At 72.5% G+C, this 15,207-nt stretch carries 17 protein-coding genes; 8 read left to right on the plus strand and 9 right to left on the minus strand.

Translation table 11 applies throughout. The features are described 5' to 3' along the window. The first annotated feature begins 7 nt into the window (after positions 1-7). Positions 8-904, plus strand: a complete 897-nt coding sequence (locus tag FLL47_RS01670; RefSeq protein WP_144118592.1) for an RNA polymerase sigma-70 factor — start codon at positions 8-10, stop codon at positions 902-904. A 29-nt stretch (positions 905-933) separates the two neighbouring features. Here the strand turns inward: FLL47_RS01670 and FLL47_RS01675 are convergent, their stop codons facing one another. Both FLL47_RS01675 and FLL47_RS01680 read right to left on the minus strand, forming a co-directional pair. Further along, positions 934-1,401 carry a GNAT family N-acetyltransferase gene (locus tag FLL47_RS01675; RefSeq protein WP_144118593.1) on the minus strand — a complete coding sequence of 156 codons (468 nt, stop codon included), beginning with the start codon at positions 1,399-1,401 and terminating at the stop codon, positions 934-936. Beyond that, positions 1,398-1,985, minus strand: a complete 588-nt coding sequence (locus FLL47_RS01680; RefSeq protein WP_144118594.1) for a TetR/AcrR family transcriptional regulator — start codon at positions 1,983-1,985, stop codon at positions 1,398-1,400. The genes FLL47_RS01675 and FLL47_RS01680 overlap by 4 nt, the downstream gene beginning before the upstream one ends. Before the next feature lie 259 nt (positions 1,986-2,244). Between FLL47_RS01680 and FLL47_RS01685 the strand changes: the two genes are divergently transcribed. Further along, positions 2,245-3,399: a BtrH N-terminal domain-containing protein gene (locus FLL47_RS01685; protein ID WP_144118595.1), complete on the plus strand. Its 1,155-nt coding sequence runs from the start codon at positions 2,245-2,247 to the stop codon at positions 3,397-3,399. 97 nt (positions 3,400-3,496) lie between these two features. On the opposite strand, the gene pip is transcribed toward FLL47_RS01685, so the two are convergent. Beyond that, positions 3,497-4,447, minus strand: coding sequence for a prolyl aminopeptidase (pip, locus tag FLL47_RS01690; RefSeq protein ID WP_144118596.1), 951 nt, complete (start codon positions 4,445-4,447; stop codon positions 3,497-3,499). 43 nt (positions 4,448-4,490) lie between these two features. On the opposite strand from pip, the gene FLL47_RS01695 reads away from it, so the two are divergent. Beyond that, entirely contained in the window at positions 4,491-5,012 is a 522-nt protein-coding gene (locus FLL47_RS01695) for a MarR family winged helix-turn-helix transcriptional regulator (protein ID WP_144118597.1), read from the plus strand. A 103-nt stretch (positions 5,013-5,115) separates the two neighbouring features. After that, the gene (locus FLL47_RS01700) at positions 5,116-5,379 is read left to right on the plus strand and encodes a hypothetical protein (RefSeq protein ID WP_144118598.1); all 264 of its coding nucleotides are present in this window, start codon (positions 5,116-5,118) and stop codon (positions 5,377-5,379) included. A gap of 41 nt (positions 5,380-5,420) precedes the next feature. On the opposite strand, the gene FLL47_RS01705 is transcribed toward FLL47_RS01700, so the two are convergent. Then, positions 5,421-6,302, minus strand: coding sequence for a bile acid:sodium symporter family protein (locus tag FLL47_RS01705; RefSeq protein ID WP_144118599.1), 882 nt, complete (start codon positions 6,300-6,302; stop codon positions 5,421-5,423). Between the two features lie 86 nt (positions 6,303-6,388). On the opposite strand from FLL47_RS01705, the gene FLL47_RS01710 reads away from it, so the two are divergent. Continuing rightward, positions 6,389-6,919, plus strand: coding sequence for a hypothetical protein (locus tag FLL47_RS01710; RefSeq protein ID WP_144118600.1), 531 nt, complete (start codon positions 6,389-6,391; stop codon positions 6,917-6,919). An 8-nt stretch (positions 6,920-6,927) separates the two neighbouring features. Here FLL47_RS01710 and FLL47_RS01715 read toward each other — a convergent pair whose 3' ends face one another. Continuing rightward, positions 6,928-7,095, minus strand: a complete 168-nt coding sequence (locus FLL47_RS01715; RefSeq protein ID WP_222105930.1) for a hypothetical protein — start codon at positions 7,093-7,095, stop codon at positions 6,928-6,930. Positions 7,096-7,218: 123 nt separating this feature from the next. Here FLL47_RS01715 and FLL47_RS01720 point away from each other — a divergent pair, with 123 nt between their 5' ends. Then, entirely contained in the window at positions 7,219-8,391 is a 1,173-nt protein-coding gene (locus FLL47_RS01720) for an aminoglycoside phosphotransferase family protein (protein ID WP_144118601.1), read from the plus strand. A gap of 259 nt (positions 8,392-8,650) precedes the next feature. After that, the gene (locus tag FLL47_RS01725) at positions 8,651-9,913 is read left to right on the plus strand and encodes a L,D-transpeptidase (protein WP_246157435.1); all 1,263 of its coding nucleotides are present in this window, start codon (positions 8,651-8,653) and stop codon (positions 9,911-9,913) included. Between the two features lie 251 nt (positions 9,914-10,164). Here the strand turns inward: FLL47_RS01725 and FLL47_RS01730 are convergent, their stop codons facing one another. From FLL47_RS01730 to FLL47_RS01745, 4 genes are all read right to left on the minus strand, one after another. After that, a complete protein-coding gene (locus FLL47_RS01730; protein WP_144118603.1) occupies positions 10,165-10,827 on the minus strand; it encodes a hypothetical protein in 663 nt (220 codons plus the stop codon). A gap of 89 nt (positions 10,828-10,916) precedes the next feature. Next, positions 10,917-11,798, minus strand: coding sequence for a hypothetical protein (locus tag FLL47_RS01735; protein ID WP_144118604.1), 882 nt, complete (start codon positions 11,796-11,798; stop codon positions 10,917-10,919). A gap of 116 nt (positions 11,799-11,914) precedes the next feature. Then, positions 11,915-12,631, minus strand: a complete 717-nt coding sequence (locus FLL47_RS01740; protein WP_144118605.1) for a YqeB family protein — start codon at positions 12,629-12,631, stop codon at positions 11,915-11,917. 124 nt (positions 12,632-12,755) lie between these two features. After that, positions 12,756-13,601 (minus strand): slipin family protein, encoded by an 846-nt coding sequence (locus tag FLL47_RS01745; RefSeq protein ID WP_144118606.1) that lies wholly within the window; start codon positions 13,599-13,601, stop codon positions 12,756-12,758. 217 nt (positions 13,602-13,818) lie between these two features. On the opposite strand from FLL47_RS01745, the gene FLL47_RS01750 reads away from it, so the two are divergent. Next, positions 13,819-15,000 (plus strand): geranylgeranyl reductase family protein, encoded by a 1,182-nt coding sequence (locus tag FLL47_RS01750; protein ID WP_144118607.1) that lies wholly within the window; start codon positions 13,819-13,821, stop codon positions 14,998-15,000. Positions 15,001-15,207 lie beyond the last annotated feature (207 nt).

Consider the following 15,207-nt stretch of genomic DNA (forward strand, 5'->3'; position numbering starts at 1 on the left):
TGGCCAGATGAACGACCACACTGGTGACCAGGCGACCGAGGCCTTCGTCGACCACCGGAACCTGCTCTTCACCGTCGCCTACGAGATCCTCGGATCGGCGGCCGACGCGGAGGACGTGCTTCAGGAGACCTGGCTGCGGTGGGTCAAGGTCGATCTGGATCAGGTACGCGACCAGCGCGCCTACCTGATCCGGATCACCACCCGCCAGTCGCTCAACCGCCTGCGCACCATGCAGCGCCGCCGGGAGGCGTATGTCGGTCCATGGCTGCCCGAGCCGCTGCTCACCGCGCCGGACACGGCCGAGGACCTCGAGCTGGCCGAGAGCGTGTCGATGGCGATGATGCTCGTCCTCGAGACGCTCTCGCCGACCGAACGCGCCGTCTTCGTGCTGCGCGAGGCGTTCGACGTCAGCTACGACGAGATCGCGGCGGCCGTCGACAAGAGCCCGGCGGCCGTCCGCCAGATCGCACACCGCGCCCGGCAGCACGTCGATGCCCGCCGCCCGCGCCGGATGGTGTCTGCGAGCGAGAGGTGGGCCGCGCTGGAGGCGTTCCAGCGCGCGGTCGAGACAAGCGACCTGCAGGGCCTGCTCGACGTGCTCGCGCCCGACGTGGTCGTGGTCAGCGACGGCGGCGGTCTGAAGCTGGCCGCACTGCGACCGGTCTTCGGGGCGGAGAACGCGGTCCGTCTGTTCGTCGGCAGCATGCATAAGGTCGGCGGCACCCTCACCACCGAACCGACCGTGATCAACGGCGGCCAGGCACTGGTGTTCCGCCTCGACGGGCAGATCGACGGCGTCGCCGCACTGCGGATCGAGGACGCCCGCGTCACCGGCATCTACTACGTCCGCAACCCGGAGAAGCTGTCGCGCATCGAGGCCGAAACGCCGCTCACCCTGCGCTGAGACGAACTCGGGCGACCTGACCCGAGCCGTCAGGGCAGCAACGGCTTCGCGTAGCAGACGCTCATCTCCCACCGGTCGTACGGCGGGTAATTGGGGATGCGGGTGAACCCGGCCCGCTCGTACACGGCGATCGCGTCGGGCTGGCGGATGCCGGTCTCCAGCTTGAACCGCCTCGCGCCGACCCGGACCGCCAGCGCCTCGGCCTCGGGCATCAGCCGCCGGGCGATGCCGCGGCCGCGCCAGGCCGGGTCGACGTACATGCGCTTGAGCTCCGCCTCGCCGCCGTCGAGCGGCTGCACCGCGCAGCACCCGATCGCCGCGCCGTCGGCGAGCACGAGCAGGAACCGGCTCGCCTCCTGGACGGTCGGGTGCTCGAAGTCGATCTCCTCGGGATAGAGCGCGTCCAGCTCGACCCGCATCGCGCCGACCAGCGTCGCCAGCCGCCGATCCGCCGGCGACACCTCGATGATCTCCATGGTGGCGGTCTCCGTGCTCATCGTTTCACTCCCAGCAGCAGGTCGAGATGGTTGTCGACGGCCCGGACCAGCAGGTCGGGCGGATAGAGGTCGGGCGTGGCCACCCCGCACAGCGCCAACCCCTCCAGCAGGGCGACCAGGTTGCGGGCGCGCAGTTCCAGATCATCCGGGGGTACGCCGTACGCGTCGCGCAGAAGTCCGGTGAGCCGCCGGATCCACGACTCGTGCCGGATCACGTGCTCGGCCAGCAGCGCCGGGTCGGTGCGCGCCGCCATCAGGAAGTAGGCCCAGATGGTGGAGTTCAGCCGCCGCTCCTCGTCGAGCGGCACACCCTCCTGCAGCACGGCCCGCAGCCGCTCGCGCGGGCTGTCGAAGCCGCCCAGGGCGTCGATCCGCGCGGCCATACGCCGGTGCATGACGTCGCGGGCGTGGGTGAGCAGCGCGTTCTTGTCGCGGAAGTAGTGCGCGACGCGTCCCGTGGTGCAGCCGGCGGCGTCGGCGACCGCGCGCAGGGTCAGCCCGTCGAGCCCGTGCTCGCTGACCACCTGCCACACGGCGGCGGACAGCTGCTCGCGGCGCTCGTCGTGGTCCACCAGCCGGGGCACATCGCACCTCTTTGCATCACATCTGTTACGTAACAGCCGTTACGCTATCAGCCTCGCCTGCGGACTGTCCAGGCGTTACGATGCCTGCGGCGGGCCCGTACGCCATACCTCCAGACCAGCGCCCCACACGCGCCGGCGACGCGGGGGCGAAGGTGACCATCTCATCGCGGGCCGGACCGCCTGTGCAGCTGAACCCTCTTCAGCGACGGACGCGTCGCCGGTGTGGGAGGGGCGCAGCGCCGTCGCGGAGGACGCCGTCATGACTGCACGCAGAAACTTCAAGAAGCTCGTCCGGGAGCGCATGGAGCGCACCGGCGAGAGCTACACCACCGCCGCCCGCCACCTCGCCGGGCCCGTCGTCACCACCGCCGGACAGCACCACGAGTCCGTGCTGGTCGGACACCTGCTAGCCGCCGCCGGGCAGCCGCTGTCCGAGGCCATGGTCTGCGGACTGGGCGGCGGCATCGGCTTCATGTACGCGGTCTTCGAGTACGACGCCGTGCCGCACCCGCTGCTCACCATCGTCGCCCAGCACCACCCGCAACCCTGGGCGCCCGCCGTGCTCGACCGGCTCGGCCTGGCGTACCAGCAGACCAACGGCACCTCGACGAAGGCCGCGCTGGACCGGCTGCGGACCGCGCTCGACGCCGGTCGGCCCGCGCTGTGCCTGGTCGACCGAGGCAGGCTGCCATGGCAGGAAAACCCGCCGTTCTCGGCGGCCGAGCCGTACACCGTGGTGGTCACCGCACGCGACGGCGACACCCTCACCGTTCTCGACCCACCGCACGGCGTCCACACGATGCCCGCCCCGGCCTTCGGCGCCGCCTGGGCCGCACACCGCCAGGGCCGCCACGCCCTGCTCGCGGTGGAGTCCGGCCCGGCGCCCGCCCGCGCCGGCGACTCGGCCGGATCCACCGGTCCGTCCGGCATGGACCTGCGCGCAGCCGTCCGCGACGCGCTGAACACGACGGTGGCGCACCTGACCGGACCGGTGCTGGGCAACAGCTTCGACGTCAACTTCGGCTTCTCCGGCATGGCCAAACTCGCCGCCGAACTGCGCAACGGGCGCACCCGCAAAGGCTGGGCCAGACGCTTCGGCGACCCGGTCGGCCACCAGCACGCCATGCGCCGCCTGACCGTATGCCTGGAACAGGAGTACACGGCTCCCGGCGCGACCCGGCCCCTCTACGCCGACTTCCTCGACGAGGCCGCGGCGGTGCTCGCCGCACCCGCGCTCACCTCGGCCGCACGGCTGTTCCGCGATTCCGGCCAGACCTGGTCGGCGCTCGCCGCCCACGCCGCGGCCGCCACCCCCGACGACGACCAGCGCGCCTGGTGCGACCACGCCGCCGACCTCGTCGACACCGCCCTCACCACCGAACGCACCGCCGCCCGCCACCTGACCCCCGCCTGACGCCCACCGCCACCTCGATCACCCGTTTCGCCTGGCACCTGGGCGTATCTGCGCCCAGTTCCGCCCATGTGCCAGGCAATCCAGTGACCTCGAGGCGCTACCGGCGGGTCGCGAAGCGGTCGAGGGCGGCGAGCACGACGTCGCCGATGCCGCCGCCCGAACCGTGGCCGGCCCGGTCGACCAGGGTCAGTTCGGCGTCGGGCCAGGCCCGGGCGAGGTGCCAGGCGATGTCGGCCGGGCCGCTGATGTCGAGCCGCCCGTGCACGAGCACGCCGGGGATGCCGGCCAGCCTGCCCGCGTTGGCCTGCAGCTCGCCGTCCTCGAGGAATGCCGCGTTGGCCCAGTAGTGGGTGACCAGCCGGGCGAAGAGCATCCGGAACTCCGGATCGTCGTAACGCGGGTCGGCCTGGAACCCGGTGGCGATGGCGACGTGCTGGTCCTCCCAGGTGCACCAGTCCCGGGCGGCCCGGTCCCGCACGGCCGGGTCCGGGTCGGCCAGCAGCCGGGCGTACGCCGCGGCGAGGTTGCCGTCGCGCTCGGCCCCGGGCACGCCGTCGCGGAAGCGCGCCCACTCCTCCGGCAGGATGCGCCCCATCTGGCGGGTCACCCAGTCGACCTCGCGGTGCGTGGTGTTGGTGAGGCTGAACAGCACCATTTCGGAGACGGAAGCCGGGTGGCGCTGCGCGTACGCCAGGGCGAGAGTGCAGCCCCAGGACACGGCCAGCACCAGCCAGCGGTCGATGCCGAGGTGGGCACGCAGCTGTTCGAGGTCGCGGATCAGGTGATGGGTGGTGTTGACGCTCAGGTCGGTGGCCGGGTCACCGGCGCTGGGCGTGCTGCGGCCGCAGCCGCGCTGGTCCACGAGAACCACCCGGTACGCGGCCGGGTCGAAGTAGCGCCGCCAGCCCGCGGTCGCGCCGGAGCCGGGGCCGCCGTGCAGCACGACCGCGGGTTTGCCGTCGGGGTTGCCGCAGACCTCCCAGTACACGAGGTTGCCGTCGCCGACGTCGAGCAGGCCGCTGTCGTACGGCTCGGTCTGCGGGTACACGTCCACCTCCGGAGAAATACAACAGTGCTGTTATATTTCTAGCATGGCCCACCTCCCCGAGCGCGAAGCGGTCGGCACCCTGCTGCGTCACGTGCTGGAACTGCTCGACGGCGACGTGGCGAAGGTCTACGCCGAGCTCGACCTGCCCGACTACCGTCCGCGCTACTCCCCCGTCGTCCGCGCGCTGCTGGCGGACGGACCGATGCCGATCCGCGACCTGGCCCGCGCGGTCGGCGTCACCCACTCCGCGGCGAGCCAGACCGTGGCCCAGATGAACCGCGCCGGCCTGGTCGACCTGACCCCCGGCACGGACGCCCGCCAGCGCCTCGTCGAACTGACCGCGAAGGCACACGAGCTGCTGCCCGTGATCAAAGCCGAGTGGTCGGCCACCACCGCCGCAATGCGCACATTGGACGCCGAACTGCCGATACCCCTGGTCGACCTCCTCACCGACCTGACTGCCGCCCTCACCCGCCGCCCCTTCCGCCAGCGCATCGCCGACGCCGGCCTCCCCACCCCGCCCCTATCCGCACCCACGCCCGAAGATCGCGACGATCTTGCGTGAACTGTTGCCCATACGCCCGGAAAGGGCGTGTCGTACCCACAGTTCACGCAAGATCGTCCCCGCGGTGGGTGGGGGGTTGCCGGGTGTGTTTACCCTGCGGGGCATGGGGGGTGGGAGGAAGAGGCAGCGGACCGCGCTGGTGACCGTGGCGGGTCGCCGGTTCACGTGCCTGGTCTGCGGGCAGCGGGAGTTCACCAGCCGGGAGATCCTGCTCAACACACCGGGCCTGGAACTGTTCGACCTCGCGTGGGCCAACCGGTCCTCACTCGGCGTGATCTGCATGGCCTGCGGCTACGTGCACGAGTTCGTCGGCAGTGCGGTGGAGTTCTGGACCACCTCCGGCGGCTACCCGCCCAACGCCGCCTGAGCGCCGGCGCCCTCCACGGTCGAAGGACGCCGGCGTACGCGTCAGTCCTGCAGGGCGGGTTCGGTCTGCACCGACCGGGCGGGCCGGACCAGGTAGCCGAAGGCGGCGGCGGTGAAGAACATGATGATGCTGTACACCGCGGCCGGCACCGCGAGCGCCGTGCTCGCCAGCAGAGTGGTCGCGATGAAGATGGCCAGCGTGCCGTTGTGGATGCCGATCTCCATGGCGGCGGCGACCGAGTCAGGGCGGTCGAGCCCGACCAGGCGCGGCAGGAAGTAGCCGACGCCGAGGCTGATCACGTTGAACAGCAGCGCGACCAGGCCCGCGTCGGCGAAGTAGGTCGCGATGTTGTCCTTCTCCGACACCAGTGTGCCGACGATGACGAGCACCAGCACCACCACGGACAGGATGCGCACCGGGCGCTGCATCCGGTCGGCGAAGTCGACCGAGCGGTTGCGGATGAACATGCCGATCGCCACCGGGATCAGCACGATCGCGAACACCTGCAGCGACTTGCCGAACTGCAGCCCGATCTGGTCGGTGCCGGACAGGAAGTGGTTCAGCGCGAAGTTCACCACCAGCGGCAGGGTGAAGATGGCCAGCACCGAGTTCACCGCGGTGAGCGTGACGTTGAGCGCCACGTTGCCGCCGAACAGGTGGCTGTAGAGGTTCGCGGTGGTGCCGCCGGGCGACGCGGCCAGCAGCATCATGCCCGCCGCCAGCGTCGGATCCAGGTCGAGGAGCACGACCAGCCCGAAGCACACCGCGGGCAGCAGCAGCACCTGGCACACCAGAGCCACCAGCACCGCTTTCGGGAACACCACGATCCGCTTGAAGTCGGCGACGGTGAGCCCGAGGCCGAGGCCGAGCATCACGATGCCGAGGGCGATGGGCAGGAACACCTGGGTCAGCACTGAATCCATAGCCGAGGATTCTTCATGGCGTGTGACCGGGGCCACATCAGCCGGACAGCCGACGTGGCAGACTCCTCGCCCATGGGGAGTCCGCGATGAATCATGCCCGCGACGCCGCGATGACCGCTTTGATCTTCGGTTTCTTCGCCTCGGCCTGGTTCGGCTGGGCGCAGGAGGCTCCGCCCGCCGCCTGGAAGAAGCGGCTCGCCGTCGCCGGCGGCGTGAGTGTCGCCGTGTCCGTGATCGGCGGCATCCTGGCCTGGCAGCACTGGTCGACCGGGTCGGCGCTGAGCGAGCCGGGCGCGATGCGCAAGTACGGCATCATCGTCGGCATCGAACTCGTCGCCGCAGTCGGCGGCGCGCTCGTGCTCGGCCTGCGCGGCAAGCGCGAACTGATCGCCCCGTGGGTGTGCCTGGTGGTCGGCGTGCACTTCATCCCGCTGGCCGGGCCGCTGCAGAGCCCGATCCTGTTCCCCCTGGCCGTGGCGATGACCCTGGTCGCCGCGGGCGCCACGCCACTGGCCCGCAAACACGCCATCCCGCCGAGCGCGACCACCGGCGTCGGCGCCGGCATCTCCCTGCTCGCCTGCGCCCTCGCCGCCCTCGCCTACGCCTTCACCCGCTGACCCGCGGGTCAGCGGGCTCGGCGGAGCCATTCTTCGACGCCGGCCACGTGGATGAGGGCCCAGGACTGGGCTACCTCGGGGCGGCGGGCGGTGATGGCGTCGAGGATGGCCAGGTGCTGTTCGCGGGTGCGGTGGAAGTCGACGACGAACGTCACCGGCGGCGACACCCGCGACATTCACCTTCACCTCGCTACGCGTTGTGCAAGGTGCCCTTCCCGACACGTCGGGACCTGTCACCTGGGGATGCACGGCCAAAACCCGGCGACGTACGGCTTCGGGCGGCGGTAGGGTTCCGCGACGTGGGACGAGTCGTGACGCTGGTGCTGGTGGACCCGGCCGGAACCGTGCTGGGGGCGCTGCCGCCGTACGAGGTGGAAGTGCCCTGGTGGCAGGAGGTCGCCGACGTCGTGGCCGGAGCCCGCGAGCACCACGGCGCCGACGTGACCGTGCTGCGCCTGCTCTTCGCCGACCAGCCCGCCCCGCCCGGCGGCAAGGTCACGTACCTGGCCGAGGTCACCGGCGATCCCGGCCCGGTCCGCCCGGCCGCCGCCGCCCTCGTGCCGCACCCGCGCCGCGCGCCGTACGCGGAGGTCGGCGGCCCCGCGGCCAGCCTCGCCTGGGCCGCCGACGAACTCGCCACCCGGGGACGGACCCTCACCGCGGCCGCGCAGCAGCGCACCTGGAACCTGTCCGCGATCTGGCGGCTGGAGACCGACACCACCCCGGTATGGCTCAAGCAGGTCCCCTCCTTCTTCGCCCACGAGGCCGCCGTGCTGCGCTGGCTGGGCGAACACGCCCCCGGCACCGCGCCCGTCCCGATCGCCGCCGACGGCGGCCGGGTGCTGCTCGACGACCTGCCCGGCACCGACCGCTACGGCGCACCCGTCGACGAACGCCTCACCCTGCTGTCCCGCCTGCACCCCGTTCAGCTCACGGCATCGGGCCGGATCGCGGAGCTGCTCGCCCTGGGCGTACCCGATCTGCGGCTGCCCCGCCTGGCCGAGCGGATCCGCGCGGTCGTCGCCCGCAGCGGCGACCCGGGCACGGCGGGGTCGGGTGAGCGGCTGGCGGCGCTGCTGACCGGGCTGGACGAACGGCTGGCCGCGATCGCCGCGTGCGGGCTGCCGGACACCCTGGTGCACGGCGACTTTCATCCGGGCAACGCACGCGGCACCGCCGAGCGGCACAGCATCATCGACTGGGGCGACTCCGTGATCGGGCACCCGGCGATCGACCTGCTGCGCATGTGCGAGCGGGTCGCCGACCCCGAACCCCTGCGGCAGGCGTGGGGCCGCCGCTGGCGGGCGGCCGTGCCGGGTTGCGACCCCGAGCGGGCCGTGGCGCTGATCGAGCCGGTGCTCGCGTTGCGCAACGCCGCCGTGTACGCCGGTTTCCTCGACGCCATCGAGCCGTCGGAGTGGCCGTACCACGCCGACGACGTGCCGTTCTGGCTGGCACAGGCCGCCGCCTGACCGGCGCCCGGGTCCGCGGGGCGGCGGCGCGGCGGGCACTGCGGTTCGTCCCGAGCACCGCCGAAGGCGACGCGGACGGCCCGAGCCGATGTCATGATCCGAGAAGATAGGTGACCATTACCCCATCCGGCTGGTCCCGAAGGAACCGAACAGGGCTCACGGAACGTTTGGGCGATGCGGCAGGATGTTCCGCGATGTGTGGATCCGGGGAGCGGGGTAGGCGGCGATGAGCCTGAGGACGATGGCGCGCAGGAGCGCTATGGCACTGGTGCTGGCGGTGGTGGCACCGCTGGCGCTGACCGCGTGTTCGGCGGACGGGGGCGAGTCTCCCTCCTTCGTGGCGCCCACCCAGTCGGCGCCCGAGCCCGCGCCGGCCAGCACGGAGCCGCTGGCCCTGGCGGTGACGCCCGCCGAGGCGGCGAAGAACCAGCCGGTGAGCACCGAGATCGGCACCAAGATCAGCGGCGGCCAGGTGCAGTCGGTGACGATGACCGACGCGGCCGGCGCCAAGGTCGCGGGCGCCATGCGCGCCGACGGCACGTCGTTCGTGCCGACCAAACCGCTCAAGTACGGCAAGAAGTACTCGGCGACGGTCGTCGCGGTCAGCCCGGACGGGCAGACCATGGAGAAGAAGACGTCGTTCACGACGATGGGCAAGCCGAGCAAGAAGACCGGCGCGGGGCTGTACCTGTTCTCGGACCGGACGTACGGCGTGGCGATGCCGGTGGTCATCGAGTTCACCAAGCCGGTGCCGGTGTCGGCTCGGGCCGCGGTGGAGCGTCGCCTGTTCGTCACCGTGGAGCCGCCGCAGCCGGGCATCTGGCACTGGTCCAGCTCGCTGCAGGTGATGTACCGCGGCCCGCAGTACTGGCAGACCGGCACGAAGATCACCGTGCGGGCGGCGCTGGAGGGTGTGCCGATGGGCGACGGCCGCTACGGCGACGCCGACCGGCTGGGCGTCGGCAACATCGCCAAGGAGAAGATCGAGCTGATCGTCGACAACGCGACCAAGCGCATGCAGGTGCGCAAGAACGACGCGGTGGTCAAGACGATTCCGGTCAGCCTGGGCAAGGCGAAGACGCCGTCGTCCTCCGGCACCATGGTGATCATGGACAAGCAGCGCAAGACGGTCTTCGACACCACCGACGACCCCGGCAACGTCGACCGCTACGTCGTCGACATCGAGTACGCCCAGCGCCTGACCTGGGGTGGCGAGTACATCCACGCCGCGCCGTGGTCGGTGCAGAACCAGGGTGTACGCAACGTGTCGCACGGCTGCGTGAACGTGTCCACGGCCAATGCGGTGTACCTGTTCAACCTGACCAGCATCGGCACGCCGGTCACCGTGAAGGGCACCGAGCGCAAGGTCAAGCCCGCCAACGGCTGGACGGCGTGGAGCGTGGGCTGGGCCGACTACGTCAAGGGCAGCGCCCTGCCGGTGCCGCCGGAGCTGGCGGCGCTCGGCGACCCGCAGCCGTCCGCGTCGGCGGTGCCCACGCCGAGCGTGTCCCCGACGGCGTGACCCGGCTCACCTGACTTTCGTCATACGCAGGTCCCGACCGACGCCAGGTGCGGTCGGGACCTGCTTTTCCGCAGACTGGTAGGCGTCGGCCCGGGTTCGCCGCAACGGCGCGGCGGACCAGGGCCACCCAGCTTCTCCGCGACGCCCATCCCCTCCCCCGCCCTCGTGCCGCCTCCGGTGCCGAGGGCGGTCCCGTCTCCTCTGCCCGCTCTGCCGGCACCGCCGCCTGCGCCCGGCCGTGGCCCGACCCGTCACGTCCGGTCAGCGGGCCCGAAGAGGTGGGGGAAGTCGCTTTCTGCGACCAGCGCGGCGATGGCCGGGTCCCGGATGAGGGCCGCCGGGTCACGGTCCGGTGTCGACTTGCCCAGGCGTGCGGCCGCATCCTTGAGCGCGGCGCTGAACCGCTGTGCCTGCGCCGTCGTCGGCACGTGCCCGACCAGCAGCGCGGGCAGCAGCAGCCGGCGGGCCAGCAACTCCTGTGCCGAGGTCACCTGCGGGCGGCGCACCACCGAGACGTTCACCCGGACGGCGTGCTCGTTGCCCGGCGGCACGCCCGGCCGGTCGGTCTCGATCGCCGCGTACCGGAATCCGTGCGCGACCTCGCACGACCCGCACGACATCGGCCCGGAGCCCAGCCGGGCGCCGCACTCGTCGCAGGGCAGCAGGTCGAGGGCGGCGTCCACCACCCGCCAGTCGTGGCGGTGCGGCTCCTGCACGACCATCCGCGCGACGTCGGCGTGCTCGGCGGGCGACAGGCTGCCGAAGTCGGCCGCGACGTAGGCCTGCCACGCCTCCTCGACCAGCGCGTCGACCAGGCCCGCGCAGCGGGCGCACCCCGGCGCGCCGCCGAACTCCCAGGCCGGGCAGGCCGGACACGGCCGCAGCGGGTCACCGATCTCCGGGCGTACCGCCATCGCCGCCTCCCTTCACACCGGGCCGCACCCGGACGGCGGCCAGAGTGCCAGGCACGGCGGCCGGGCCGCCACCGGATTCAGGCCGGCCGCTACGAGACGTCGCCGGACGCCCGCAGCAGCACCCGGTTGCCCAGTGGACGGGCCAGCCGCACCGTGTACTCCGCGGTGCGCAGCATCAAGTCCCGTACACAGTCACCGCTGCCACCCGGGGAGGCGGCGGGCGACGTGGCAACGATCTTCAGCCGAACGGCGACCGCTTTCGCGGACTCCACCGCCTCGGCCGCGTACTCGTGCACCGGCTGCCCCGAACAGGGCTCGGGCGGCGTCGCCAGGCGAAGGGTCAGCGTCACCCCGTCGGTGGCCAGACCCTCCGCGTCCATCACCGCATCCGCGTGCTCCACCGGCCAGAACGCGGTGTCGGACGGCGCGGCCACGGCCAGCGGCTGCATCGACTCCGGCGCGGTGAACAGCCACGCGGGGAGCACCCGCGGGCCGCGGTCGGTGCGGAACTCGGCTTCGCCGAGCGCCACCTTGGTGACGAGCAGCGGCGACGGGGAGGCGTCGGGAGCCGACGCAGGGTCACCGACGGCGACGAGCATGTCGTACGCCTGCCGGGCGCTGATCGCGGGCACCTCGACGGTGCCGTCGGGCAGCGCCACGCGGACCGTCGCCGGGCCGTCGGGCAGCGCCGCCTGCAGCGTCAGCCGCCCCTGCGACATGGCGATCTTCGCGTCGCCGGAGGTGTACCCGTACTCCTTCACCCGGTCTTCGAGCAGCACGATCGGCCGCGGCACCCGATCCACCGGGAAGTCGGCGAACCGCGCCAGCTGCTCCGCGACATCGGCGGGCGCAGCGGCCTCGCCGACGAGCGGCACCGCCGCGCCGGGTTCGGGCGGCGCCGCACACCCCGCGAGCACCAGCAGCGGCAAGGCGAGCAGCCGGGCCGCGAGTCGGGTCAGCCGGTGCGTCATGAGATCCCCCTGAGATGGCAGCGCATTCCCCCAGACCGACGCACAGCGACGGGCCACGGTTGCGCGTCACCGCATCATGGCCGGTCCGGGCACACTCCACACCGGCCTACGGATTCCTAAGCGGCGTGATCCCCCACGGCGGGCGGCGCGGCCAGCCGCCAGTACTGTCGGCGCTGCTCCTCGCGAACCAGCACGCCCAGCCGACGCAGCTCCTCGCGCAGCACCGCGGACTCGGCCTCCGCGCGCTTGGACAGCGCCTTCGCCCGCGCCGCCAGCAGCGCGTTCGCCCCCTCCGGCAGGCCCGGCAGGTCGGGCACCCAGAGCCGGAACAGGTGGCGGTGCGGGTCGCCGTCGTCGCGCCACGGATAGCCGTGCGCGGTGAACGCGGCCCGCAGCTCGGCCGAGCGCAGGTCGGAGCTCTCCCGGGCGTGTTCCCAGCCGTCCGCGCCCTGCAGCACCAGCTGCTTGCCGTCGACGAAGACCGCGGCCACGACGGATCGGCCGACCGTGTGGGACGGCCCGTCGACGCGAGCCAGCACGGCCGCGTCATCGCGCACCGTCACGGTGAGCCGCTCGCCGATCGCGGTGAGCACCAGCAGCAGCCCGGCGACCAGGCCCAGGGCGAGCGCACCGACGGTGGCCCACGGCTCGGGGATCTGCGCGATCAGCTTGAAGGGGCCCTGCAGCGGCGCCCAGGACAGCCCGGCGATCCAGCCCGCCGCGGCTTTGAGCAGCCAGCCGACGGCCATGCCCGCGATCGGGAAACCCCAGGCGATCAGCGCCCGCTCCCCGGCGGGCACCGCCACCACGGTCTCCGCGTGTTCGCGCGCCATCGCCGTCCCTCCCCGCCGCTTCGTCGATCGCAGCCGAGAGTAGACGACGAAACGGCGTGTCCGCCCGGGAGAGGTGTGGACTCCCGGGCGGACACGCCGCCTGTTCAGCGTGCCGCACCCACTGTCAGCGCGGCGCGCTGTGCTTGTCGAAGCCGATGTACAGGCGGGCCTCGGCGTTGCCGCCGAGCGCGGTCATCGTCTCCAGCTCACGCAGCCGCAGCAGCGCCGGGTGCTCGGCGTAAACCGCCGCGGCCTCGGCGAGCCGGCGCAGCGCGTCGACCTCGGCCTCGACCCGGATGCGCTGCGCCGCGGCGTCGGCCTCGGCAGCCAGCCGGGTCGCGTCGCGCCGGCCCGCCGCGGTGACCTGGTCGGCCTCGGCGCGGGCCCGCGCCTCCAGCACGTCCTTCTCCGCCTTGGTACGGGCGTCGACCAGCTGCGCCTCGGCCAGCCGCTGCGCGGTCAGCACCCGGTTCATGACCTCCTGCAGGTTGCCGGGGAAGACGATGTCCTTCACGTCGGCCCGCAGGATCTGCACGCCGTATCCGGCCGCGGCGCCCAGCACGTCGCGCAGGATGTCCTCGGAGAGCTGGTTGCGGTTGGTCAGGATGTCCTCGAGCGTCATCGACGCCAGCGACCGGCGGGCCGCGAGCTGCACGTCGCTGTACACGCGGTCGGTGTAGCTGTCCACCCGCTCCACCGCGGCCACCGGGTCGACCACCTTGAAGTGCGTCAGGATGCTCACCCGCAGCGCGACCTTGTCGGAGGTCAGGATCTCCTGGCCCTTCAGGGTCAGCTCGCGCTCGCGCATGTCCACCAGGGTCACCTCGACGACCGGGCCGCGCTTGCCGAAGCGGCCGCTCGCGGCGGGCAGCTCGTAGCGGCCGGCCTCGAGCACGTCGGTGAGCCTGCCGTCCACATAACGCAGGCCGCGGTGGGTGTTCTTGATGACGATCTCTTTGGTGGTGCCCATGGCGATTCCTCATGGTGAAGGGAAAGAGGTCGCCCCGGAGCGGGTCCGATGGCTAGGACGGGTATCAGGCTAAAGAGGCCTGTCAGCATGGAATGACGGATTCCAGTGCACTTTGTCTGGCAGACACCCGCTATGAGCCCGCCGGGGCGAGTTCACTCCATCACGGACGTCGTTGTCCGGCAACGGATTTTCGACTCCCGTGGCGGGGTGCGCGGCCATGGTCGATGCTGGAGGCGTGTACGACGTCGCGATCGTCGGGGCCGGGCCGGCCGGGTCCGCCGCCGCGCTCGCCGCCGCGCGGACCGGGGCGGCGGTGCTGCTGCTGGACCGTGACACGTTCCCGCGCGACAAGGCGTGCGGCGACGGCATCGCCCAGCAGGGCCTGGACGTGCTGGCCGGGCTCGGGGTCACCGGACTGACCGACGGCTTTGCGCCGATCCGGTCGCTGCGGCTGACCGGGCCGGGCGGCGCGCACGCGGCCGGGCGGCTGCCGGAACCCGCGTACGTCATCCCGCGCGCGGTGTTCGACGCCCGCCTGGTCGCCGCCGCGGTGCGGGCCGGTGCGACGTTCCGGCAGCACACGGTACGCGGCATCGCGGTGCGCGCGGACGGCGTCGACCTCGGCGACGGCCTCGCCGCGCGTGTCGTGATCGGGGCGGACGGCGCGAACTCCACCGTGCGCCGCACACTCGGCCTGCCCCGCAACCCGCCGGATCGACTGGCTGTGGCCATCCGCGCCTACGCCCCTGACGCGCTGCCGCCACGACCCGCCAGCTCCGGCCAGGACTCGCCGGACGTGGCCGGGCCGGAGCAGCGCATCGTGATGACCGGGCGGCGCTCGCCGGCGTACGCGTGGTCGTTTCCGATCGGCGACGGGCGGCGCAACGTCGGCTACGGGGAACTGGTCTCCGGCGGCCCGCTCAGCCGGGCGCATCTACTGGAGCGGATGCACGACCTGCTCGGCGACACCGCGGCGGCCGAGCTGTCCGGCGCGCGGGCACACCACCTGCCGCTGTCGACGTGGCGGCCCCGGCCCGGACACGGGCGGCTGCTGCTGGCCGGGGACGCGCTGTCGCTGATCAACCCGTTCACCGGCGAGGGCATCTTCTACGCGGTGCTGTCCGGAGCGCTGGCCGGCCGGGCCGCGGTGTCGCCGGGCGGACCGGCCGCGGGCCACGCCTACACGGTCGCGTTACGCCGCCGGCTGGCCCGCCACCTGCGGCACACCGGTGTGATCGCCCGGCTGACCGCGCAGCCGTGGGTGGTGGACGCGGGCCTGCGCGCCGCCGCCCGCCACCGGCACGTCTTCGACGGCTTCGTCGGTCTCGGACTCGGCGACGGCCTGCTCACCACCCACATGCTCACCTCCGTCGCCGCCGCCGCCCTCCGCCGCACCTGACACGACACCGCACCCTCGCCTCACGCCCGCACCCGCACCCGCCCACGCCCCGCACCCACGCTCGCACTTTCGCCCGCAGTTTCGGGGAAACTGCGCGTTCCGGACCGGGGATTCGTGCAGTTTCCCCGAAACTGCGAGAGGGGCTGCTGCGGCGGTGCGGCGTGAGGGGTGCCAGGTGGGGTGCTTCACCGAAACGTTGCACAGGCA

The sequence above is a fragment of the Catellatospora sichuanensis genome, from assembly GCF_007483665.1.
GTDB lineage: Bacteria > Actinomycetota > Actinomycetes > Mycobacteriales > Micromonosporaceae > Catellatospora > Catellatospora sichuanensis.